The organism is Streptomyces sp. NPDC059398 (genome assembly GCF_042751845.1).
Taxonomy (GTDB): domain Bacteria; phylum Actinomycetota; class Actinomycetes; order Streptomycetales; family Streptomycetaceae; genus Streptomyces.
Window position 1 is genome coordinate 137,052 of sequence record NZ_JBHYWP010000001.1, and the last position, 22,386, is coordinate 159,437.

21 protein-coding genes and 2 pseudogenes are annotated in these 22,386 nt (G+C 72.7%); 13 read left to right on the forward strand and 10 right to left on the reverse strand.

Annotation, left to right across the window (positions count from 1 at the left end; translation table 11 throughout):
• Positions 1 to 56: 56 nt before the first annotated feature.
• Positions 57 to 416, forward strand: a pseudogene (locus tag ACFXBC_RS00640) (glycosyltransferase); the annotation flags it as partial.
• A gap of 73 nt (positions 417 to 489) precedes the next feature.
• Here ACFXBC_RS00640 and ACFXBC_RS00645 read toward each other — a convergent pair.
• The 4 genes and pseudogenes from ACFXBC_RS00645 to ACFXBC_RS00660 all read right to left on the reverse strand — a co-directional run bounded on the left by ACFXBC_RS00645 (position 490) and on the right by ACFXBC_RS00660 (position 5,117).
• Positions 490 to 2,244 (reverse strand): alpha/beta hydrolase, encoded by a 1,755-nt coding sequence (locus tag ACFXBC_RS00645; protein ID WP_385016774.1) that lies wholly within the window; start codon positions 2,242 to 2,244, stop codon positions 490 to 492.
• A 147-nt stretch (positions 2,245 to 2,391) separates the two neighbouring features.
• On the reverse strand, positions 2,392 to 3,987 hold the full coding sequence (locus ACFXBC_RS00650; RefSeq protein WP_385016777.1) for a DUF692 family multinuclear iron-containing protein: 1,596 nt from the start codon (positions 3,985 to 3,987) through the stop codon (positions 2,392 to 2,394).
• Positions 3,988 to 4,079: 92 nt separating this feature from the next.
• Positions 4,080 to 4,313: pseudogene (locus tag ACFXBC_RS00655) on the reverse strand (hypothetical protein); the annotation flags it as partial.
• A 72-nt stretch (positions 4,314 to 4,385) separates the two neighbouring features.
• Complete coding sequence (locus ACFXBC_RS00660; RefSeq protein WP_385016779.1) at positions 4,386 to 5,117, reverse strand: peptidyl-tRNA hydrolase; 732 nt, start codon at positions 5,115 to 5,117, stop codon at positions 4,386 to 4,388.
• A gap of 169 nt (positions 5,118 to 5,286) precedes the next feature.
• Between ACFXBC_RS00660 and ACFXBC_RS00665 the strand changes: the two genes are divergently transcribed.
• On the forward strand, positions 5,287 to 5,964 hold the full coding sequence (locus tag ACFXBC_RS00665; protein WP_385016782.1) for an AIM24 family protein: 678 nt from the start codon (positions 5,287 to 5,289) through the stop codon (positions 5,962 to 5,964).
• Between the two features lie 87 nt (positions 5,965 to 6,051).
• A complete protein-coding gene (locus tag ACFXBC_RS00670) occupies positions 6,052 to 6,237 on the forward strand; it encodes a hypothetical protein (RefSeq protein WP_385016785.1) in 186 nt (61 codons plus the stop codon).
• A 51-nt stretch (positions 6,238 to 6,288) separates the two neighbouring features.
• Here the strand turns inward: ACFXBC_RS00670 and ACFXBC_RS00675 are convergent, their stop codons facing one another.
• Together ACFXBC_RS00675 and zapE are read right to left on the reverse strand one after the other, a co-directional pair.
• Positions 6,289 to 6,714: an OsmC family protein gene (locus ACFXBC_RS00675; protein WP_385016788.1), complete on the reverse strand. Its 426-nt coding sequence runs from the start codon at positions 6,712 to 6,714 to the stop codon at positions 6,289 to 6,291.
• A gap of 31 nt (positions 6,715 to 6,745) precedes the next feature.
• Positions 6,746 to 7,843 carry a cell division protein ZapE gene (gene zapE / locus ACFXBC_RS00680; protein ID WP_385016791.1) on the reverse strand — a complete coding sequence of 366 codons (1,098 nt, stop codon included), beginning with the start codon at positions 7,841 to 7,843 and terminating at the stop codon, positions 6,746 to 6,748.
• A gap of 8 nt (positions 7,844 to 7,851) precedes the next feature.
• Between zapE and ACFXBC_RS00685 the strand changes: the two genes are divergently transcribed.
• The 6 genes from ACFXBC_RS00685 to ACFXBC_RS00710 all read left to right on the forward strand — a co-directional run bounded on the left by ACFXBC_RS00685 (position 7,852) and on the right by ACFXBC_RS00710 (position 13,622).
• Entirely contained in the window at positions 7,852 to 8,649 is a 798-nt protein-coding gene (locus ACFXBC_RS00685; protein WP_385016794.1) for a pyrimidine reductase family protein, read from the forward strand.
• Positions 8,650 to 8,754: 105 nt separating this feature from the next.
• The gene (locus ACFXBC_RS00690) at positions 8,755 to 9,225 is read left to right on the forward strand and encodes an indole-3-glycerol phosphate synthase (RefSeq protein ID WP_385016797.1); all 471 of its coding nucleotides are present in this window, start codon (positions 8,755 to 8,757) and stop codon (positions 9,223 to 9,225) included.
• A 47-nt stretch (positions 9,226 to 9,272) separates the two neighbouring features.
• On the forward strand, positions 9,273 to 10,667 hold the full coding sequence (murC, locus tag ACFXBC_RS00695; protein WP_385016800.1) for a UDP-N-acetylmuramate--L-alanine ligase: 1,395 nt from the start codon (positions 9,273 to 9,275) through the stop codon (positions 10,665 to 10,667).
• 9 nt (positions 10,668 to 10,676) lie between these two features.
• Complete coding sequence (gene msrB, locus ACFXBC_RS00700) at positions 10,677 to 11,084, forward strand: peptide-methionine (R)-S-oxide reductase MsrB (protein WP_385016803.1); 408 nt, start codon at positions 10,677 to 10,679, stop codon at positions 11,082 to 11,084.
• 364 nt (positions 11,085 to 11,448) lie between these two features.
• A complete protein-coding gene (locus ACFXBC_RS00705) occupies positions 11,449 to 12,120 on the forward strand; it encodes a 4'-phosphopantetheinyl transferase (RefSeq protein WP_385017081.1) in 672 nt (223 codons plus the stop codon).
• Between the two features lie 302 nt (positions 12,121 to 12,422).
• A complete protein-coding gene (locus ACFXBC_RS00710; RefSeq protein WP_385016806.1) occupies positions 12,423 to 13,622 on the forward strand; it encodes a Gfo/Idh/MocA family protein in 1,200 nt (399 codons plus the stop codon).
• On the opposite strand, the gene ACFXBC_RS00715 is transcribed toward ACFXBC_RS00710, so the two are convergent.
• Positions 13,609 to 14,394: a DeoR/GlpR family DNA-binding transcription regulator gene (locus tag ACFXBC_RS00715; protein WP_385016809.1), complete on the reverse strand. Its 786-nt coding sequence runs from the start codon at positions 14,392 to 14,394 to the stop codon at positions 13,609 to 13,611. The two genes, ACFXBC_RS00710 and ACFXBC_RS00715, sit on opposite strands and share 14 nt — an antisense overlap.
• Positions 14,395 to 14,518: 124 nt before the next feature.
• Between ACFXBC_RS00715 and ACFXBC_RS00720 the strand changes: the two genes are divergently transcribed.
• Together ACFXBC_RS00720 and ACFXBC_RS00725 are read left to right on the forward strand one after the other, a co-directional pair.
• Complete coding sequence (locus tag ACFXBC_RS00720) at positions 14,519 to 15,403, forward strand: SIS domain-containing protein (protein WP_385016812.1); 885 nt, start codon at positions 14,519 to 14,521, stop codon at positions 15,401 to 15,403.
• Between the two features lie 3 nt (positions 15,404 to 15,406).
• A complete protein-coding gene (locus ACFXBC_RS00725) occupies positions 15,407 to 16,264 on the forward strand; it encodes a ketose-bisphosphate aldolase (protein WP_385016814.1) in 858 nt (285 codons plus the stop codon).
• A 163-nt stretch (positions 16,265 to 16,427) separates the two neighbouring features.
• Here the strand turns inward: ACFXBC_RS00725 and ACFXBC_RS00730 are convergent, their stop codons facing one another.
• Both ACFXBC_RS00730 and ACFXBC_RS00735 read right to left on the reverse strand, forming a co-directional pair.
• Positions 16,428 to 17,927, reverse strand: a complete 1,500-nt coding sequence (locus ACFXBC_RS00730; RefSeq protein WP_385016817.1) for a hypothetical protein — start codon at positions 17,925 to 17,927, stop codon at positions 16,428 to 16,430.
• A 34-nt stretch (positions 17,928 to 17,961) separates the two neighbouring features.
• Positions 17,962 to 18,351, reverse strand: coding sequence for a VOC family protein (locus ACFXBC_RS00735; protein WP_385016820.1), 390 nt, complete (start codon positions 18,349 to 18,351; stop codon positions 17,962 to 17,964).
• A 74-nt stretch (positions 18,352 to 18,425) separates the two neighbouring features.
• Here ACFXBC_RS00735 and ACFXBC_RS00740 point away from each other — a divergent pair, with 74 nt between their 5' ends.
• On the forward strand, positions 18,426 to 19,100 hold the full coding sequence (locus tag ACFXBC_RS00740) for a nucleoside/nucleotide kinase family protein (protein WP_385016823.1): 675 nt from the start codon (positions 18,426 to 18,428) through the stop codon (positions 19,098 to 19,100).
• A 221-nt stretch (positions 19,101 to 19,321) separates the two neighbouring features.
• Entirely contained in the window at positions 19,322 to 20,446 is a 1,125-nt protein-coding gene (locus ACFXBC_RS00745) for a M24 family metallopeptidase (protein ID WP_385016826.1), read from the forward strand.
• Between the two features lie 135 nt (positions 20,447 to 20,581).
• Here ACFXBC_RS00745 and treZ read toward each other — a convergent pair whose 3' ends face one another.
• The gene (gene treZ / locus ACFXBC_RS00750; RefSeq protein ID WP_385016829.1) at positions 20,582 to 22,327 is read right to left on the reverse strand and encodes a malto-oligosyltrehalose trehalohydrolase; all 1,746 of its coding nucleotides are present in this window, start codon (positions 22,325 to 22,327) and stop codon (positions 20,582 to 20,584) included.
• Between the last annotated feature and the right edge of the window lie 59 nt (positions 22,328 to 22,386).

A 22,386-nucleotide genomic window follows, 5' to 3' on the forward strand; every position in this document is an offset into this window, starting at 1 on the left:
GCCTGCCAAAGCAGCGTCTTAGAACCTTCTTACCCCGCGACGCGAGTGTGCTGCCCATGCGCACACCACTCTCCGTCGTGATCGGTGCGGGCGGCACCGGCGGTCATATCTACCCGGGCCTCGCCCTCGCCGACGCACTGCGCCGGGCCGTACCCGGCGCGGTGATCTCCTTCGTCGGCACCGACCGCGGCCTGGAATCCACGCTGATACCCGGCGCCGGATACCCGCTGCACACCGTCGACATGATCCCCTTCGACCCGGCGCTCGGCGCCCGCCGCTATCTGCTGCCCGCCGCCCTGCTGAAGTCCGGTGTGCAGTGCCGGACCATCCTGCGCGAGCAGCGCGCCCAGGTCGCGGTCGGCATGGGCGGCTACCCCAGCGCGCCGGTGGTGCTCGGCGCCCGGATGGCCGGCGTGCCGAGCGTCATCCACGAGTCCAACGCGGTGCCGGGCCGCGCCAACCAGTTCGCGGCCCGGCTCACCCCGCATCTCACCGTCGCCTTCGACCGCAGCCGGGCCCACCTCGCGGGCGGCGAGCGGGCGGAGACGGTCGGGATGCCGATCGCCGCACCGATCGCGGCTCTCGACCGTCCCGCGCTGCGCGCCCCGGCCCGCCCCCCCCCGGGCCGCCCCACCGCGGGCCCCGCCGGGGGGCGGCCCCCACCCCCCCCCCCCCCACCGGCGTCCGCCCCGTCAGCAGATAGTCGTCCAGGTACCTGTTGACACAGGTGTTGGGGCCGCCGCCGATGCCATGCGTACCCGCGCCCCGTTCCGTGATCAGGACCGACCCGCGCAGCCGCCGCTGGAGCTCCAGCGCCCCCGGGTAGGGGGTGGCCGCGTCCCGCTCCGCCGCCAGGATCAGCGTCGGCGGCAGCGCGCCGTCCGAGCTGCGCACATCGAGCGGCTGCTGCCGGGGTGCGGGCCAGTAGGCGCACGGCAGATTCATCCAGACGTTGTCCCAGGTCTCGAAGGGCGCCCGGCGCGCCAGCGCGGTGTTGTCGGCGTCCCAGACCCGCCAGTCGGCAGGCCACTGCGCGTCGTTGCACTCGACGGCCGTGTAGACAGCCGTGCCGTTCTCGTCCGCCTTCGCCGTCGCCGGGTCCGGCGCGGCCAGCTTGATCAGCGGCTTCGGATCGCCCCGCAGATACCGCGCGAGCGCCCTGGCGGTGGCCGGCCAGACGTCGTCGTAGTAACCGGCCTGGAGAAAGGCGCTCTGCAGCTGTGCGGGGCCGACACCGCCGGCCGGGTGTTCCGCGAGCCGGGCGCGCGCCGTCTCGTAACCGGCCAGCACATCGGACGCGTCGGTTCCCAGGTGGTACGCCTTGTCGTGGAGCGCGACCCAGGTGCGGAAGTCCGTCCAGCGGCGCTCGAAGGCGAGTGACTGGTCGAGGTTGTCGCGGTACCAGATCTTGGCGGGGTCGGGGTCGACCGCGGAGTCGAAGACCATCCGGCGTACGTGCGAGGGGAAGAGCGTCGCGTAGACCGCACCGAAGTACGTGCCGTAGGAGGCGCCCATGAAGGTCAGCTTCCGCTCGCCCAGCGCGGCCCGCAGCACATCCAGGTCACGGGCGTTGTTCAGCGAGTTGTACTGCCGCAGCGCCGGACCCGCCCGGTCCGCGCAGCCCTCGGCGTACGCCTTGGCCTCGGCGATCTTCTTCTGCTTGAACGCCTCCGACGGATGGATCGGGGCCGTGGTCGGAGGCTTCGCGTACCGGGCCGGGTCCTCGCAGGAGAGCGGCGCCGAGCGCCCGACCCCGCGTGGGGCGTACCCCACCAGGTCGTACGCGGCGGCCAGCGGCTTCCACGCGGGGACCGCGGTGGCCATCGGGAAGAACATGCTGGACGCGCCGGGGCCGCCCGGGTTGTAGATCAGGGCGCCCTGGCGGTCGGCGGGTTTGCCGGTGGCGTGCGCCCTGCTGACGGTCAGTGAGATTTGTTCGCCGTCAGGCCGGGCGTAGTCGAGCGGGACCCGGATGCTGCCGCACCGCACGGACGCGGGCAGCCCCTCGCTCTTCGGGCAGGCGCCGAAGGCGATCCCCGCGGCGGCGGCCCTGGTGGCGGCGGCCAGGGTGCCCGCGGCTTCGGCTGTGCCGGCGGCGGGGGCTGTGGCGGTGCCCGCTGCGTTGACGCCCTCCATGTGCGGGCCTGCCGAGGTGTCCGCGCTGCCGGGCGGGGCCGCGGCCAGGGCGGTGAGGCCCGAGAGCACCAGAACACCGGCTGTTCCGTACAGCGCGACTGCCTTCATCGGGTCCCCTTCGTACGGCTGCTGAATAAAAGGGATAATTCGTCCGGTAGTCGGCGTTGTAAAGGACCGCTCGGCGGTGTCGGTGTCATTGCCCCCCAGCTGACGCCGGCCGACCCCCGCCGGGCCCGCCGACCGGTGGCGCCGGGGTCACCGGTATGCGCGGCTCAGCCGGGCGCGGGCCGCGCGGGCGAGCCTGGCGGCCCTGGTCGGCCGGCGCGGAGCCGACCGGTCCTGCCACCAGAGGGTGAGCCGGCGCCGGGCCTCGGCGTCGGCGGGTTGTCCGCTGCGGAGCAGCTGCTCCGCGAAGTCGAGGGCGTCGCGCCGGTAACCGCCGCTCATCGGGCGGGACTTGGCGTACGCCAGGAAGGCGGGCCGGTACCCGGCGCCGAGGAGGGCGGGCAGTTCGGGGGCGACCTGTTTCACGACGTCGGCGCGCTTGGCGGCCAGCGCCCGGCTCTGCACCCCCAGCCGGCGGGTGTCGAACCCCTCGGGTGCCGGGGTGCCCGCCACCAGGGCGGAGAGCAGCGCGGTCTCCGCGAGGGCGAGCCGCTGCCGGGCGGCGTCGGTGGAAGCGGGGGCGCCGACACGAGCGGGAGCAGGAGCGGGGGCGCTGTTGGCGGTGCTGGCTGGGGTGGAGGCTGCCGCCGGTACCGGCTCCGCTTCCGGTACCGGCTCCGCTTCCGGTACCGGCTCCGCTTCCGGCACCGGCTCCGCCTTCGGCGCCTGGGCCGACCGGGCCTCCGCGGGCGTCGTTCCGGACCCGGTGCGCGTGGTGCTCGTGGTGTCCGCAGTGCTCGCGATGCCGGTGGTGCTCGCGATCCGCGTGGTGTCCGTGCTGCTCGTGTTGCCCGCCGTGCTCCGGAGCGGCACGGTCTCCGGTACGGCGTCCGACGCGGTCTCTCGCGGGGCCCGTGCGTTGCCCCCGGCGGCGAGGGTCGCCCGTATCGCGGACAGTTCGGCGCCCAGTTCCGCCGCCGGAGGGAAGTCGTCGTCCCGCTCCAGCAGGACACCGGGCGGGTCCACCCGGTCCCGCAGCTGGGCCAGTACGCCGAGGACCGGTGCGGTCACCGGGTGGGCGTGGGTGTCGTGCCAGACGCCGTTCTTCTCCACCCCGCCCGCGACATGGACGTACGCGATGGCCTCCACCGGGAGCTCGTCCAGGGCGGCCGCGGGGTCCTCGCCGCGGTTCACGTGGTTGGTGTGGAGGTTGGCCACGTCGATCAGCAGCCGAACGCCGGTGCGCTCCACCAGTTCCGCCAGGAACTGCCCCTCCGTCAGCTCCTCGTCGGGCCAGGAGATCAACGCGGCGATGTTCTCCAGGGCGAGCGGGACCGGCAACGCGTCCTGGGCCATCCGGACGTTCTCGCAGAGCACATGCAGTGCGTCCCAGGTGCGCGGAACCGGCAGCAGATGGCCCGCTTCCAGACCGGGCGACGCGGTGAGCGGGCCGCCCGCCCTGACGAACGCGATGTGCTCCGTGACCAGCGGTGCCTCCAGCAGAAGCGCCCGCTCGGCCAGCGCCGCGAGCCGGTCGGCTGCCGGGCGCTCGGCCCCGCCGATCCCCAGCGACACCCCGTGCGGAACGACCGTCACACCGCGCTCGCGCAGCCGCAGCAGGGAGTCCGGGACATGGCTGGGGCAGAGGTTCTCCGCGACCACCTCGACCCAGTCGATGCCCGGCAGCTCCTCCACCGCCGCGGCGATCTCCGGCCGCCACCCGATACCGGTTCCCAGCTTCTCCATGGTGTCCCCCTCCGCTGCCGCTGCCGCGGCGCGTGCAGGGGTGATGACCCCGCGGGGCCACGGTGAATCCACCGGGTGGGACGTTCAGAGCTTCATTTGAGGTTCCAGGGGCGACAGACAGCACTTCGACGGGGGATCCAGGGAGCCCGGTCCGCCATCAGTACGGTGGCCAACTCGTCCAGGCTGTCCGCGTACCAGTCGAAGGCGTCGGTCTTCCGCGGAGAGTCCCCGCCGGGCCGCTGGACGTAGGCGGTCCGCATGCCCACCGCCTGGGCCCCGCGCAGATCCCAGGCGTGGGCCGCGACCATCAGGACGCGGTCCGGTGGTGCTCGAACTCCGTTCTCCGACAGGCGCGTTGAAGCCGGAAACCCGAACTCTGCCGCGCTCGGCGAACGCCGCTACTGAGCCGGGCGCAGTCCACGCTGGAGGGGGCAGAAGCGGCTGCCCCCTTCGACCGCGACGGTCTCCCCGGGCGCGATCTCGGTGAACCCCGCGTCATGCACGACAGGGAGTCCGCTCGCGGTCAGTCCGGCCCAGTGTCCGGGGGTCGCCGTCCGCACCGACAGCGGGAATCCGGCCGCCCGCCATGCTTCCCGCTCGGCGTCCGTGAGCTCCCACCAGGCGAGCTGGGCACCATGGCCGGTCTGCGCCATCGACTTGCCGGCCGACATGTCGACTTCCGGGTTGAGCCAGATGACAGGCGCGGCCGGGCCGGGCTCGGGGAGCGGCCCGGGATCGTCCAGGTCGGTCCCGCTGACCTGGAGCTTCGCCAGCTCCTTCGGCCAGCCGTCCAGCGGGACCGGCGGGAAGACCCGCACCTCGGCCGTGGACCCGGTGACCGTGATGCCGGGCAGCGCCGACGCCCTGCGCCACTCGGCGCCCCGCGCCCGCCGTACGACCTTGCGGATCCGGGCGTCCTGCCAGTCCGCCATCGCCCGCGCCCACTCGCCGTCGCCCACCGACCGCTCGTCCGACAGCATCACCAGCACCGCACGCGCCGACGTCTCCAGGGCGTCCGTCCGCGCCGGGGGGTCGGTCTTCTCGATGTGGACCACCAGCGGAAGGACGAACTGCGGGGCTTCGTCGCGTGCCGTCGGCTCCGCGCGGAAAGGGCTGTCGTTGCTGCTCACCCGCCCCAGTCTGCCAGCCACTCCGTGACGGACTCGCCGCGGATTCCCCGTCGGGCCGGCCCTCCCGCCATCCCCCCGGTGCTCCCCTCGGATTCCCCGGGGCCCCGGATTCCCGGTGGGATACGGCGGATTCTTGGCGGAAGGGAATCTTCCGGGTGAAGATGCCTCCATGAAGAGCGATCTGTTCCAGACCGAGAACATGGCCCAGCAGGCGACCGCCCCCGGCATGACCCTGCAGAACGCCAAGTCGATCAAGTACACCGTCAACGGTGACATGCTGGCGCGGCAGGGCGCGATGATCGCTTTCCGGGGGAATCTCCAGTTCGAGCGCAAGGGCCAGGGCATAGGCGGGATGCTCAAGCGGGCCGTCACGGGTGAGGGTCTGCCGCTGATGTCCGTCACCGGACAGGGCGAGGCATGGTTCGCGCACGAAGCGGCGAACTGCTTCATCGTCGACGTCGAGCAGGGCGACGCACTCACCATCAACGGCCGCAACGTACTGTGCTTCGACTCCACCCTCTCGTACGAGATCAAGACGGTGAAGGGCTCGGGCATCGCCGGGGGCGGCCTCTTCAACAGCCTCTTCACCGGGTACGGCAAACTTGGGCTGATCTGTGAGGGCAACCCCATCGTCATCCCGGTCAGCCCGCAGCAGCCGGTCTACGTCGACACCGACGCGGTCGTCGGCTGGTCCGCCCATCTGCAGACCTCGCTGCACCGCTCGCAGTCGATCGGCTCCATGATCCGCGGCGGCTCGGGCGAGGCCGTCCAGCTGATGCTGCAGGGCGAGGGATTCGTGATCGTACGGCCGAGCGAGGCCAGGCCCGAGAAGCCGCAGCAGCACTGAGACTCGAAGCGGTGGGCCGCAGCAGCACCGAACCGCAGCAGTACGGGGCCGGGCCGGGTGGCGCCGGGGCTGAGTAGGCTCGTACGCATGGACGAGTCCTACTGCGAGACGCCGGCCGCCGCCCCCGCTTCCGAAGCGGTACCGGGCGGTCCGCCGTACGCCGAGTGCGTGCTGTGCCGCAAGCCGACCGAGTACCCGGAGTCGACGCGCGGTGCCACGCTCTGCCCGGTCTGCGAGTGGCAGGAGGCGGGCCGGACGGCCTGCTCCGGCTGAGAGCGGACGCAGAGGCCGGCCGGGGTGGCCCGGCCGGCGCGGCGCGTCGGCTCAGCTCAGCGTGGCGGTGAGCGTGATCTTCGTACCCGTGAGGGCCTGGCTGACCGGGCAGTTGGCCTTCGCGTCCTCGGCCGCCGCGGTGAAGCCGTCCGCGTCGAGGCCGGGGACGTCGCCCTCCACGGTGAGGTGGATACCGGTGATGCCCTCGCCCGGCTGGAAGGTGACCTCGGCCTTTGTGGTCAGCCTGGCGGGCGGATTGCCCGCGCCGGTCAGGCCGTTGGAGAGGGCCATCGAGAAGCAGCTGGAGTGGGCGGCCGCGATGAGCTCCTCCGGGCTGGTCCTGCCGTTCGCCGTCTCGGCGCGGGAGGCCCAGGTGACCGGGTAGTCGCCGATGCCCGATGTGTCGAAGGTGACGGTGCCCGAGCCCTTGAAGAGCTCGCCCTCCCAGACCGTATGAGCGACACGCGTGGTGGCCATGGTGCATCCCTTCTGGTGGCGGAGCTCCAACCTACTTGGCCACCAGAGGCTTCGCGTCGCGCGCCAGCGCCGTCAGCCGGGAGATCGCCCGGAAGTACTTCTTCCGGTATCCGCCGTTCAGCATCTCGTCGCTGAAGAGCCGGTCGAAGGGGAGACCCGATGCGAGGACCGGCACCTCGCGGTCGTAGAGCCGGTCGGCGAGCACGACCAGACGCAGCGCCGTCGACTGGTCGTCCACCGGCCGCACCCCGGTGAGGCAGACCGCCGTGAGGCCCTCGGTCAGCGCGCCGTAGCGGCTCGGGTGGATCCGGGCGACATGGTCGAGAAGGGCGGGGAAGGGGTCGAGCGAGGCGCCGCGGGTCGCGTACGCCGCCTTGGTGACCTGCTCGTCGTCGTACGGCGCCGGGGCCTCGGGCAGACCCCGGTGGCGGTAGTCCTCACCGTCGATCCGCAGCGGCCTGAAGTGGGCCGAGAGCCCCTGGATCTCGCGCAGGAAGTCGGCCGCCGCGAACCGGCCCTCGCCGAGCTTGCCGGGCAGCGTGTTGGAGGTGGCGGCGAGCGCGACGCCCGCCTCGACCAGCCTGCTGAGCAGCGAGGAGACCAGGACGGTGTCGCCGGGGTCGTCCAGCTCGAACTCGTCGATGCAGAGCAGCCGATGGCCGCTCAGCGTCTGCACGGTCTGCTGAAAGCCCAGCGCGCCGACCAGATTGGTCAGTTCCACGAAGGTGCCGAACGCCTTGCGCTCGGCGGGGGCGGGCGTCGCGTGCCAGAGGGAGGCGAGCAGATGGGTCTTGCCGACGCCGTAACCACCGTCGAGATAGACCCCGCTCGGCCCCGTGGGCGCGGCGGCCCTGCGGCCGCCGAACCAGCGCTTGCGGCCGGGGCCGCCCGCCGTCGCCCCGCCCAGCCCGGCGGCGAAGTCGCTGAGCACGGTCACCGCCTCGCGCTGGCTCGGCTGGTTCGGGTCCGGTACGTACGTATCGAAGCGGACCGAGTCGAAACGCGGCGGCGGCACCATCTCCGCGACCAGGCGGTCGGCGGGGACGCGCGGCTCGCGGGCGCACAGGGACTGGGGGACCACTTCAGCTATGGGCGACGACACAACCCCAGGGTAAGCGCCGTGCCACACTGCCTGACATGCGACGCCTGCTCCCTGTGACCGACCAGACAGCTGCCGCTCCCGGAACGGAGCGCCCCGGCGGGACCGCTCAGGAGTGGAGTCTGGACGACCTCGCCGAGGCCTACGCGTACCCCGCGGACACCGGGCCCGGCCGGGCGTGGCTGCGCGCCAACATGGTCTCCTCGCTCGACGGCGCCGCCCAGCACGAAGGGCGCTCGCAGCCGATCTCGACCGAGACGGACATGCGGATCTTCGGCACGCTGCGCGCGCTCGCCGATGTGGTGGTGGTCGGTGCGGAGACCGTACGTCTGGAGGGGTACCGCCCGGCGAAGGCGCGGGCCGCGTTCGCCGGACGGCGTGCCGCGGCCGGCCAGGGCCCGGCGCCCGCCATCGCGGTGGTCAGCGCGAGCCTGGAGCTGGACTTCTCGCTGCCGCTGTTCACCGCTCCGCCCGTGCCGACCCTGGTCGTCACCGGCGCGGGCGCTCCGCCGGACCGGATGGAGGCGGCCCGGCGGGCGGGTGCGCGGGTCGTGATCGCGGGGGACGCCCAGGGGGTGGACCCGCGCCGGGCCGTAGGGGAGCTGGCCGCGCTCGGTTTCCGGCGGCTGCTGACCGAGGGCGGGCCGCGGATGCTCGGCCAGTTCGTGGCGGCCGGGGTGCTGGACGAGCTGTGCCTCACGCTCTCGCCGGTGCTCACATCGGGTGATGCCCAGCGCATCGTCGGCGGTCCGGGGCTCGCGGTGCCCGAGCGGTTCGCCCTGGCCGGGCTGCTGGAGGAGGCCGGGTTCCTTTTCGCCCGATACCTTCGGATCTGACAATCTGCGGAATCTCCCGTTCCGCTTTCCGTTCTGTGGGCAGACTTAACCTCGCAGACCCCGTGCGGGCACGGGGAAGGATGGTTTCAGCAGAAGGGTCCTCAGTTGTTCACGAGCGTATTGATGATCGAGAAGCCTCTGACGTCCGAGGACGTGGAGTTCGTGACGACGCTGCACGGCGATGAGTCCGTCTCCTTCATCGTTCTCATGCAGCCCCGCGGCGATCAGGCGGACTTCCTGCTCCGGGCGATCGACGACGTGGCCCTGGGCGAACTGGACGAGGTGGGCCGGGAGAACGAGGTGCCCGAGGGGCAGGAGGCGAGGATCCCCGCAGAGTCCGCGCTCCTGCGGTCGCTGGAGTCGCTGCGGGCCACCGGCTGCGAGGCGGCCGGCCGGGTGGTCGAGGAGCATCCGCTCGACGTGCTGCAGACCGTGGTCGGGGAGCAGTCGGCCGATGAGGTGATCGTGCTGACCGCACCGCACTACGTGGAGGAGTTCTTCCACCGGGACTGGGCGTCGCGGGCCCGTCACAAGGTCGGCGTACCGGTGCTCAAACTCTTCGCGCACAGCGAATAGGCTGGGACCTTCCAGCACGCAGACGCACAGCTTGGGGAGACACCCGTATGGCACCCGGCAGCCCGGCCGCCCTGGCCCGACCGCACTTCATCGGCATCGGCGGCGCCGGGATGTCGGGCATCGCGAAGATCCTCGCCCAGCGCGGCGCCCGGGTGGCGGGCAGCGACGCCCGCGACTCCCCGGCCGCCGAAGCGCTCCGCGCGCTGGGTGTGACGGTGCACGTCGGGCACGCGGCGGAGAATCTGGCGTCCGACGCGACCTGCGTCGTCGTCTCCAGCGCCATCCGCGAGGACAACCCGGAGCTGGTCCGTGCGGCGGAGCTGTCCATCCCGGTGGTGCACCGCTCCGACGCGCTCGCCTCGCTGATGCGGGGCCTGCGCTCCATCGCGGTGGCCGGCACGCACGGCAAGACCACGACCACCTCGATGCTCGCGGTGGCGCTGACCGAACTCGCCCTCGACCCGGCGTACGCGATCGGCGGGGACCTCGCAGGGCCGGGCACCAACGCCCGGCACGGCGCGGGCGACATCTTCGTCGCGGAGGCCGACGAGAGCGACCGCAGCTTCCAGAAGTACGACCCCGAGGTCGCCGTCGTCCTCAACGTCGAGCTGGACCACCACGCCAACTACGCCTCGATGGACGAGATCTACGACTCCTTCGAGACCTTCGTGGGCAAGGTCGTCCCGGGCGGCACCCTGGTGATCAACGCCGACCAGCCGGGTGCGGTCGAGCTGACCTCCCGGATCCGTGACCTCTCCACACTGAAGGTCGTCACCTACGGCGCGTCGGAGACGGCCGACGTCCGGGTCCACAAGGTCACCCCCCGCGGTCTGACCAGTGAGGTCACCGTCCTGCTCAACGGGAAGCTCCTGACCTTCACGGTCTCCGTACCGGGCAGCCACTACGCCCACAACGCGGTCGCCGCGCTGGCCGCCGGTGTCGCCCTCGGTATCCCGGCGCACAATCTGGCGTCCGCGCTCGGCAAGTACACCGGGGTCAAGCGCCGCCTCCAGCTGAAGGGCGAGGCGGCGGGCGTCCAGGTCGTCGACTCGTACGCCCACCACCCCACCGAGATGACCGCCGACCTCGAAGCCATGCGCGGCGCGGTCGGTGACTCACGGATTCTGGTGGTCTTCCAGCCCCACCTCTTCTCCCGCACCCAGGAGCTGGGCATCGAGATGGGACAGGCGCTGCGTCTCGCGGACGCCTCGCTGGTGCTGGACATCTACCCGGCCCGCGAGGACCCGATCCCCGGCATCACCAGCGAGCTGATCATCGACGCCGCCCGCGCGGCGGGCGCCGACGTCACGGCCGTCCACGACAAGGAGCAGGTCCCCGGGACCGTGGCGGGAATGGCGAAGCCCGGTGATCTCGTTCTCACCATGGGAGCGGGCGATGTCACCGACCTCGGCCCGCGGATTCTGGACCACCTGTCGAGCTGAGGGAGCGCCATGCCGTACGACATCGAGAAGCCGGACGAGCAGTGGCGGGCGGAGCTGTCCGAAGCGGAGTACGCCGTGCTGCGCAAGGCCGGCACTGAGCCCGCCTTCGTCGGTGAGTACACGGACACGAAGACGACCGGCGTCTACTCCTGCCGGGCCTGCGGGGCCGAACTCTTCCGCTCGGACACCAAATTCGAGTCGCACTGCGGCTGGCCGTCCTTCTACGACCCGAAAGACACGGACGCGGTCGAACTGATCGAGGACCGTTCGCACGGGATGCGCCGGATCGAGGTGCGCTGCGCGAAGTGCGGCTCGCATCTGGGCCATGTCTTCGAGGGTGAGGGCTATCCGACCCCGACCGATCAGCGGTACTGCATCAACTCCATCTCGCTGCGGCTGACGCCGGACGCGGGCTGAGTGTGCAGGGCAGGGCCCCCCGGCCCGGTGCCGCGGGGCCCCGCCCGTGTCTCTTCCGCGCGGGGCCCCGCCCGTGTCTCTTCCGCGCGGGGCCCCGCCCGTGCCCGTTCCGCTCGGTGCCGCGCGTGCCCGTTCCGCCCTTGCCGTGCGTGTTCCCTCCGCCGGCGGAAGACACCCGAGGTGGCCACATGGGCGCCCCGAGCCGCAGAATCACCGGTATGAGTCCGCATCTTCTTCCGGTACTTCCCCACCGAGGAGACCGCCAACTGTCCGTGCTCCCCGGCAGGTTGAGGATCTGACCATGCGTGCGACACAGCCGGGGGAGATCCCCGGGCCCGGTCTGCGGACCGGCAGCTTCGGGCCGATGGCCCCGGGGGCGGGGGAGCCGGAGAGCGGTCCTGTGGTGCTGGTCGAGTCCTACGGGGATCCGGCCGGTACGGCTCCGCTGTTCCCCGGTGAGGAGCAGGTGGTGGCGCGCGCCGTGCCCTCCCGCAGGGCCGAGTTCGCGACGGCGCGGGCCTGTGCCCGTGCGGCGCTGGCGCAGCTCGGGGTGGCACCCGCCGCCATCCTGCGCGGTGTACGGGGTGAGCCGCTGTGGCCCGCCGGGACCGTCGGCGCCCTGACGCACTGCGCCGGCTACCGGGCCGCCGCCGTGGCGCGCGCGTCCGACGTCGTGTCGCTGGGGCTGGACGCCGAACCCCACCTCCCGATGCCGGGCGGGGGCGAGCTGCGGCTGGTCACCGTGGACGAGGAGCGGCGGTATCTGCCCGAGCTGGCCGCCAGGCACCCGGAGATCTGCTGGGACCGGCTGCTCTTCAGCGCCAAGGAGAGCGTGTACAAGGCGTGGTACCCGCTCACCGGCCGCTGGCTCGGCTTCGACGAGGCCGTGATCACCCCGGACCCGGCTGCGGGCACCTTCACCGCACGGCTGCTGGTGCCGGGGCCCGAGGTCGCGGGGGAGCGGCTCACCGGGTTCGAGGGGACCTGGACGGTCCGGCACGGACTGATCCGTACGGCTGTCACTGTCGGCCACTGACTCCCGTACCCGGGTGTGCCGCCGGCCGGTACCGGGCGTCCTCCGTCCCGCTGCTGCCGTCCGGGCGCGGCCGAAGTGACCCCGCCGGGCAGGTCAGAGGTCACCTCGTGCTCGAATGGTGCGTGAAGCGTGCTCGTAACTGCGCTAAGCGAGGTTTTTCCAATCAGCTCTTGTCATTTATGGCGAGGGCGGTGCAGGATCAGGGCATCTTGGCAGGCCGGACCACCAGATTCCGCTGAGCTGACCAGCAGGCGACGGGCCGTACCACCACCGCATCCGCACAACTGAGTTCAAGGAGCACCATGCAAGACCTCCGTATCGGCGTGGTCGGCCTCGGGCTGCGGGCCAATCTGGCCGATGCCGCCCACCGTCCCGGCGCCGGGTCCGTCGTGGCCGCCGTCGCCGACACCGATGCCGCGGTGCGGGCCACCGTGGCGGACCGGTTCGCCGGGGCCACCGCGGTGGACGACTACCGCAAGCTGCTCGACGGCGACACCGTGGACGCCGTCGTCGTGGCCACCCCCGACGACACCCACGAAGCCGTCGCCTGCGACATCCTGCGCGCGGGCATCCCGGTCTACGTGGAGAAGCCGCTCGGCATCACCGTCGAGCAGTGCGACACCATCCTGCGCACCGCCTACGAGACCGGCACCCGGCTGTACGTCGGCCACAACATGCGGCACATGGGTGTGGTGCGGCTGATGCGCGACATCATCGCGCGCGGCGACATCGGCGAGCCGAAGACCGTGTGGGTACGGCACTTCGTCTCGTACGGCGGCGACTACTACTTCAAGGACTGGCACGCCGACCGCACCCGCACCACCGGGCTGCTGCTCCAGAAGGCCGCGCACGACATCGACGTGGTGCACTGGCTGGCGAACGGCTACACCTCGCGGGTCAACGCCATGGGCGACCTGATGATGTACGGGGACCTGCCGCGCCGCGAGCCGGGCACCCCCCGGCCCGACGGCTGGCTGCGGGAGTTCGACTGGCCGCCGGCCACCCGCAAGGACCTCCACCACGTGGTGGACGTCGAGGATGTGTCCGTCATGAACATGCGGCTGGACAACGGCGTGATCGCCGCGTACCAGCAGTGCCACTTCACCCCGGACTACTTCCGCAACTACACGGTCATCGGGACCGAGGGCCGGCTGGAGAACTTCGGCGACCGGCCGGGCGACGAGGTCAAGGTCTGGAACACCGGGCCGACCGGCTACCGGGCGGACGCCGACGCGGTCTACCGGGTGCCGGAGTCGAAGGGCTCCCATGGCGGTTCGGACGAGCGGATCATCGGCGAGTTCTGCCGCTTCGTCAGGGACGGCGGGGTGACCGACACTTCACCGGTCGCCGCCCGGATGAGTGTGGCCGCCGGAGTGATGGCCACGCAGTCGGTGCGCTCCGGCGGCACACCGTACGACGTGCCGCCGCTGGACCCGGAGCTGATCGCCTACTTCGAGTCGGGCCAGCAGCGGGACGGGGTCACGGGGATCACACCGCGATGACCTCGACACCGGCATCGGTGAAGAGACCTGTCATCTCCTCGCCGATGCCGGTGTCCGTGACCAGGGTGTCGACCTGGTCGGTGGTGCAGATCCTGGCGAAGGCGCGGGTGCCGAGCTTGCTGGAGTCGGCCGCGACGACCACCCGCTCGGCGCGCTCGCACAGCAGCCGGTTGATGCCCGCCTCGTCCTCGTGGTGGGCGGCGGCGCCGTGAACGGCGTCGAAGCCGTTCACCCCCAGCACGGCGGTGTCCATGGTGATCTGGCCGAGTACCCCGTCGGCGAGCGGGCCCGTCAGCTCGTACGACTGGGGGCGGGCCACTCCGCCGGTCACCACGATCTTGAACTGGGGCCTGATCGCAAGCTCGTTGGCGATGTTCAGCGCGTTGGTCACGACCGTGAGCGCCGGGGTGCCGGACGCCAGGTCGGGCCGGACGGCGAGCGCGCGGGCCACCTCGGTCGTGGTGGTGCCGCCGGTCAGGCCGACCGCCTCGCCCGCGGTGATCAGCTCGGCGACGGCCTGCGCGATGCGCTGCTTCTCGGAGGCGCGCCGGGCCGTCTTGTAGCGGAGCGGGAGTTCGTAGCTGACACCGTGGACGACGGCGCCGCCGCGGGTGCGCACCAGCATCTGCTGCTGGGCGAGCTGGTCGAAATCACGCCTGATGGTGGCGGCCGAGACGTCGAGCGCGAGGGCCGCCGCTTCGACATCGAGGCGGCCCTGCTCGACGAGCAGTTCCAGGAGTGCCTTCCAACGCGCGTCGCGGGACTGGGACATCTCTCGCACTCTCCTCTTCGGTGGAACGCTGTGACCTTAACCCAGAAACCGTTACTTGCTTGATTGTGATTGAAACAACGAAGTATCTTGCAGAAACAATCATTACCTTGAGGGGTGGATCAGCATGAGCCATGTCCAGAACGAGCTGGCCAGTCAGCCCGAGTGCTGGGAGCGCGCCGCGGAGCTGGCCGGGAGCCAGAAGGCGGCGCTGCCGGCCGCCGGGGAGCGCGTCGCGATCGTCGGCTGCGGCACCTCGTGGTTCATGGCGCAGGCCGTGGCCGCGCTGCGGGAGGGAGCCGGGCAGGGCGAGACCGACGCGTTCGCGGCCTCCGAGTTCCCCTTCAGCCGCAGCTACGACCGGGTGATCGCACTCAGCCGCTCGGGCACCACGACCGAGGTGCTCGAACTCCTCGCCAGGGTACGCGGAAAGGCCCGCACCACCGCCATCACGGGTGACCCGAAGACCCCGGTCATGGAGGCCGCGGACGACATCGTCGTCCTCGACTTCGCCGACGAGCAGTCCGTCGTCCAGACCCGGTTCGCCACCACCGCGCTCACCCTGCTCCGCGCCCACCTCGGTCTGCACACGGACTCCGTGGTGGCCGACGCGCGGACCGCGCTCGCCGAGCCGCTGCCCGAAGGTCTGGTCGACTGCTCGCAGTTCACCTTCCTCGGCCGGGGCTGGAGCAACGGCCTGGCCCAGGAGGCGGCGCTGAAGATGCGGGAGGCCTCGCTCTCCTGGACCGAGGCTTACCCGGCCATGGAGTACCGCCACGGCCCCATCAGCATCACCACAGAGGGCACCGCCACCTGGATGTTCGGCGAGACCCCGGAGGGCCTGGAGGAGCAGGTCCGGGCCACCGGCGGGATGTGGGTGGCCGGCGGCCTCGACCCGCTCGCCGAGCTGGTACGGGCGCAGCGCCTGGCCGTCGCCATCGCGGCCGCGCGCGGCCTCGACCCGGACTCGCCGCGCCACCTCACCCGCTCCGTCATCCTTGCCGAGGGCTGAGCGATGCCCCTTGCCGAGAGTGGCGCGCTGGTCGCCGACGCCGCCGCGCGGCGCGGCGCGGTGGCCGCGTTCAACATCATCACGCTGGAGCACGCGGAGGCCGTGATCTCGGGGGCCGAGGCCGCCGGGGCCCCGGTCATCCTCCAGATCAGCGAGAACGCGGTGAAGTACCGGCAGGGCCAGGTGCTTCCGCTCGCCCGCGCCGCCGCCGCACTGGCCGGGGCCGCGTCCGTACCGGTCGCGCTCCACCTCGACCATGTGAAGAGCGACGCCCTGCTGCGGCAGGCCGCCGACGCCGGGTTCAGCTCGGTGATGTACGACGCCGCGCATCAGCCGTACGCGGAGAACCTCGCCGCGACCCGGGACGCGGCCGACTGGGCACATGCCCGCGGGCTGTGGATCGAGGCCGAGCTGGGCGAGGTCGGCGGCAAGGACGGGGCGGCGCCGCTGGACGCGCACGCTCCGGGGGCGCGGACCCGCCCGGACGAGGCCGCCGCCTTCGTGGCCGATTCCGGCGTGGACGCGCTCGCTGTCGCGATCGGCAGCTCGCACGCGATGACCTCGCGCACCGCGGTCCTCGACCACGAACTGCTCGGGCGGCTGCGGGACGCCGTCGGAGTGCCGCTGGTCCTGCACGGCTCATCGGGGGTGCCGGACGCCGAACTGGCGGCGGCCGTCGCAGGCGGTATCGCCAAGGTCAATATCGGTACGGCGCTGAACATCGCCATGACCACAGCGATCCGCGAGGTGCTGACCGCCCAGCCCGAGGCGGTCGACTCGCGGAAGTACCTCAAGGCCGGGCGGCAGGCGATGGCGGACGCCGTCACCGGCCTGGTCAAGCTGGTCGGTTCCGCCGCCTGACGGGCCCGCCCCCGCGGCCCGGGGGCGCCATGGTTACGTTCTGGCGCAGCCGGCGGGGGCGGACAGCGGGCGGCGGGGCGGGTGGCAGGTGACAGGGCGCGGGGTGTGCCCACCGCCTGCGGCCTGGCGCCCGCCACCCGGTCGGACAGCAGGACTTCTCGGCCTACCTGAGCCGGGCCACGGCCCACTTCGTCTCCTGGGCGAGCATGCCGAGGCTGCGCTGGGCGGATCTGCCCATTCCGGTGTGCAGTTCCCCGGCGACGGCCAGCGACTCCCGGGCGATGGACGCGAGTCCGGCTCCGGCGGCCGCGAGAGCGAGTTCGAAGTGCTCGGCGGCGACCATCCGGCCCAGGCCCAGCTGCCGCCACCGCTGCCCCGCGCCGTCCGCGTCGAGGAGCTCCGGGACCGGCCGCAGGGTCCGCCAGGCCGCGGGCAGGTCCCCGGTGCGCCGCTGGAGCCCGGCGAGCCTGCGGCTCGCCAACGCCCGGTCACGCACCCCGGTCACCCGGGCCGCGTACCCGGTCTGGGCGCGCGCCGCCTGGCTCAGGTCGCCGAGCGTCTCCAGTTCGACGCTCAGCACCCGCAGCAGATCCGCCCGTTCCCCGGTGCCGGCTTCTTCGGCCGCGTCCAGGATGCGCAGCAGCGCCACCCGGGCGTGCTCGGTGCGGCCCTGCTTTCCGGCCAGCCGTATCCACGTCAGCTCCGGCTCCCGTGCGGGATCGTCGCCCGGCCCCGGACCGCCGAGCCCGCGCGCCCACTCCGCCAGCTCCCCGGAACGCTCGGGTATCTCCGGCAGCCCCCGGCGCCCGGTCCGCTGCGCGGCGCGGGCCGCCCGCAGCAGGGGCAGGTCATCGGCGCTGCCGTGCAGGGCCACCAGCACCGCGGCGAGACGCAGTTCCTCGCCCGTCTCCGTATCACCCGCGTCGGCGGTCTCGGCCGCCAACAGACGCCGCAGCAGGGGAAGATCGCGGTCCTGCCGGTCGAACTGCGCCGCACGCAGCACCGTGGCGCGCCGCGCCCCGTCGCCCGCCACCTCGGCCCACCGGACCGTCTCCTCCCGCAGTCGCGCCAGATCCTCCAGACCGGGGCGCAGCACCGTCTCGCGCAGCGGCGGGCGCGGATGCGGACCGAGCCGCGCACGGGCCCGGCCGCCCGCCGCTTCGAGCAGCACATGGTCCGGTTCGGTACGGAGCAGGGCCGTGTGCAGCCGGGCGAACAGTTCGGCGGGGGAGCGGTCGGGGAGCCCCAGGGCCTCGCGCAGCGCGGACCGCCGGGCGTCGAGACCGGGCAGCGGCCCCCGTACCGCACCGCCGGGCGAGGCCGCCGCGGCGGAGAGCCGCGCACCGGCTTCCGCGGGGGACAGCTCCAGCAGGCCGTGCCATCCGGGCAGACCGATCGCCAGCTCCAGCGCCTCGTCCGCGCTCCCGGCGACGAGCCCGGCCGGGCCACCGGCCGATGCGTACAGCACGGGGCCCGCGCCGCACACGAAGAACGTGCCACCCCTGCCATCCCCGGCCACCGCCGCCAGCGGCGCTCCCGACGCCAGCCGGACCGACCCGCCGTACGCGGCCCCCGCCACGTCGAAACCGAAGGGGCGGGCCGCCACTTCAGCCAGCTCCGGCCGGTCCCCGAGGAGGGCGATGGCACGTCCGTAAACCGTCATACGGGAAACGTAACAGCCATGTCCGACATGACTCTCACGCCGGTTGCAGGAGGTCCCAGCGGTTCCCGTAGAGGTCCTCGAAGACGGCGACCGCACCGTACGGCTCCTGGCGCGGCTCCTCCAGGAAGCGGACGCCCGCCGCCCGCATCCGGGCGTGATCGCGTACGAAGTCCTCGGTGTGCAGGAAGAAACCGACCCGGCCGCCCGTCTGGGCGCCGACGCTCGCGCGCTGTGCCTCGTCCTTGGCGCGGGCCAGCAGCAGACCGGTGCCGGGCTGTCCGCCGGGCGGTGTGACCACCACCCAGCGGCTGCCGTCGCCGCGGTCGGTGTCCTCGGAGAGGACGAAGCCGAGCGCGCCGGTGTAGAAGCCGATGGCCTCGTCGTAGTCGTGGACGACCAGGGTGATCAGTGCGATGTGTGCCATGGCGGAGAGGCTAACCGGAGGCTGGTTATACGTACCACTCGCGCCCGGTGGACCGCCTGGGCACAATGACCGCCATGACGGAGCAGCACCTCATCGACCGTGCCCGGCTGCTCGCCGGGACCGGGCACCGGCGGGTTCTCGGCATCGCGGGCCCGCCGGGCGCGGGGAAGTCCACCCTCGCCGCGCACCTCGCGGAGGCGCTCGGCCCGCTCGCCGTGGTGGTCCCGATGGACGGCTTCCACCTGGCCGGGGCCGAACTGCGCCGCCTCGGCCTGGCCGACCGCAAGGGCGCCCCGGACACCTTCGACGAGGCCGGGTACGTGGCCCTGCTCGCCCGGCTCCGTGCGCCCGGCGGCGACACCGTGTACGCGCCCGCCTTCGACCGCGCGCTGGAGGAACCCGTCGCGGGGGCCGTGGCGGTCGTACCCGGGGTCCCGCTCGTGATCACCGAGGGGAACTATCTGCTGCACTGGCCGCGCGCGAGGGCGCTGCTCGACGAGGCGTGGTACGTCGGCCCGGAGCTGCCCGACGGACCCGGGGGCCCCGACGGCCCGGACCGCCCGCACTCCGCGGAGCGCCCGGGAAACCCCGCGGACGCGGCACGCGTCCGCAGGCTCATCGAGCGTCATGTCCGGTACGGCAGGAGCCGCGCGGAGGCCGAGCGCTGGGTGCACCGGTCCGACGAGGCCAACGCCCGGCTGATCGAGCGGACCAGGACCAGGGCCGACCTGATCGTGCCGTACCCGTGAGCACCATTTCCCGGGCAGGCCCGACCGCCCCGTACCGCTGAGCGGCGCGTCCCGGGCCGGCCTGACGCTCCCGTACCTCTGAGCACCCGGTCCTGGGCAGGCCCGACCGCGCCGTACCCCTGAACGCCGCGCCCGGACCGTCACTTCCGCCGGCGTCGCGTTGAGGACCGCCACCTCCCCGGGCGTCGCGTCCCGGGCCGTCGCCCGGCAGGATGGGGGCCATGTCCACCGAACCCGTACCGTTCACCGCCGACGACTACCGCGCCCGTATGGCCCGTACCGCCCGGAGCGCGGCGGACGCGGGGCTCGCCGGAGTACTCGTCGCGCCCGGCCCCGACCTCGTCCACCTCACCGGATACCGGCCCACCGCCGCCACCGAGCGGATGACCCTCCTGGTCATCACGGAGGACCGGGACCCGGTCCTCGTCGTACCGGCACTGGAGGCCGGTGATGCCGAGCGCGCCGTCGGTGCCCCCGCGCTCACCCTGCTGGACTGGACGGACGGGAAGGATCCGTACGGCCTCACCGCCGGACTCCTCAGGCCGGACGGCCGGTTCGCGGTCAGTGACAACGGCTGGGCGATGCATCTGCTCGGGCTGCAGCGCGCCCTGCCCGACAGCTCGTACCGGTCGCTGACGGAGGCCCTGCCGATGCTGCGCGCCGTGAAGGACGCGGCCGAACTGGCCCGCATCGAAGCCGCGGGCGCCGCCGCCGACGCGGCCTACAAGGAGATCCTCAAGGTCCGCTTCTCCGGCCGCAGCGAGACCGAGGTCGCCGCCGATCTGGCCGCGCTGCTGCGGCGGTTCGGGCACGAGCAGGTGGACTTCACGGTCGTCGGCTCCGGCCCCAACGGCGCCAACCCGCACCACGAGGCGGGCGAACGCGTCATCGGGACCGGCGACATGGTCGTCCTGGACTTCGGCGGGCTCAAGGACGGATACGGCTCCGACACCTCCCGCACCGTCCATGTCGGCGCCCCGGGCGCCGAGGAGCAGCGGGTGCACGACATCGTCCGCGAGGCGCAGGACGCGGGCTGCCGTGCGGTGCGCCCCGGCGTTGCCTGCCAGGAGATCGACCGGGCGGCGCGCGCGGTCATCACCCAGGCCGGGTACGGCGAGCGGTTCATCCACCGCACCGGCCACGGCATCGGTGTGACCACCCACGAGCCCCCGTACATGATCGAGGGCGAGGAGCAGCCGCTGGTGCCCGGGATGTGCTTCTCGGTCGAGCCGGGCATCTACCTCCCCGGCCGCTTCGGCGTCCGGATCGAGGACATCGTCACGGTCACCGAGGACGGCGGCCGGCGGCTCAACACCACCCGGCGTGAGCTGGCGGTCGTCGAGTAGCCACCCCCCCCGGCGGGCGCCACCCGGCGCACTCCACCACCCCCGGCGGGCCCCACCGCCCCGCCCCGGCACCGAGCCCGCCGGGGGCCGTCACACGTCCGTCGCACCCTCACACATCCGCCAGGTGTCAGGCCCTCACACATCCGTCAGTACGACACACGACTCCGGCGGCAGCAGCAACAGCCCGTCCCCGCCCGGCGTACGGACCGGCTCCCAGCAGGCCAGGATCCGGCTGCCGCGCCCGTTCAGCGGGATCCGTGCCGTCCCGGCGCCGAGGTTGACCGCGATTCGCAGGTCGCCCCGGCGGAGCGCCAGCCAGCGCGCGTCCTCGTCGTACGCCACCTTCACCGCGGCCAGGTCCGGGTCCAGCAGATCGGGGCAGGTGCGGCGGAGCGCGATCAGCTCGCGGTACCAGGCGAGCAGCCGCGAGTGGTGGCCGCCGTCCAGCTCGCCCCAGTCGAGACAGGACCGCTCCCGGGTGGTGGGTGATTGCGGGTCGGGGATGTCCCCCTCGGCCCAGCCGTGCTCGGCGAACTCCCGCCGCCTGCCGTTCCGTACGGCCTCCGCCAGATCCGGATCGGTGTGGTCGGTGAAGAACTGCCACGGGGTGCCCGCCCCCCACTCCTCGCCCATGAACAGCATCGGCACCGAGGGCGCGGTGAGCACCAGGGTCGCCGCGCACGCCAGCAGACCGGGCGACAGACTCGCCGAAAGCCGGTCGCCGAGCGCCCGGTTCCCGATCTGGTCATGGGTCTGCGCGAACCCGACGAAGCGCTGCGCGGGCGTCGACACGCGGTGCACGGGGCGGCCGTGGGTCCGGCCGCGGAACGTCGAGTACGTACCGTCGTGGAAGAAGACCCGGGTGAGGGTCTTGGCCAGGGCGGCCAGCGGCTCAGCGGCGAAATCCGCGTAGTACCCCTGGGACTCGCCGGTCAGCGCGGTGTGCAGGGCGTGGTGGAAGTCGTCGTTCCACTGGGCGTGCACACCGAGACCGCCCGCCCCGCGCGGGGTCGTCGTCCGCGGGTCGCAGAGGTCGGACTCGGCGATCAGGAAGAGCGGCCGCCCGAGACCGGCCGAGAGTGCGTCGGTGGCCGCCGACAGCTCCTCCAGGAAGGTCAGGGCCCGCCCGTCCACGAGCGCGTGCACCGCGTCGAGCCGTAGCCCGTCGATCCGGTAGTCGCGCAGCCAGGCCAGCGCGCTCCCCAGCAGATACGCCCTGACCTCGTCGGATCCGGGCGCGTCCAGGTTCACGGCCGACCCCCAGGGGGTCTGGTGGGTGTCGGTGAAGTACGGGCCGTAGGAGGGCAGATGGTTGCCGGAGGGGCCGAAGTGGTTGTGGACCACGTCCAGTACGACCCCGAGCCCCCGCTCATGGGCCGCGTCGACGAAGCGCTTCAGCCCGTCCGGGCCGCCGTACGGTTCGTGCACCGCCCACAGCGAGACCCCCTCGTACCCCCAGCCGTGCCGGCCCGGGAAGGGACAGACCGGCATCAGCTCGACATGGGTGACGCCCAGCGCGGCCAGATGGTCCAGCCGGGCGGCCGCCGCGTCGAAGGTGCCCTCCGGGGTGTACGTGCCGATGTGCAACTCGTAGAGGACGGCGCCCGGCAGCGCACGGCCCGGCCACTCCTGGCGCCACGGGAACGCGTCGTGGACGACGACGGCGCTCAGACTGTCGGGTCCCGCGGGCTGCCGGCGCGAGCGCGGGTCGGGCAGCACCGGCCCGCCGTCGAGCCGGAAGCCGTAGTGATCGCCCTCCGACGCCTCCGCGGTGACGGCCCACCAGCCCTCCCGCAGCGGATCACGCTCCATGGCCAGCTCCCGCCCGGCCAGCTCCAGCGTGACTTCGCGCTTCTCCGGTGCCCACACGTCGAACAGCACTGCATCCCCTAGGTCGTGTCGTCGGAACGGTCGTGTCGTCGGAACGGTCGTGTCGTCGG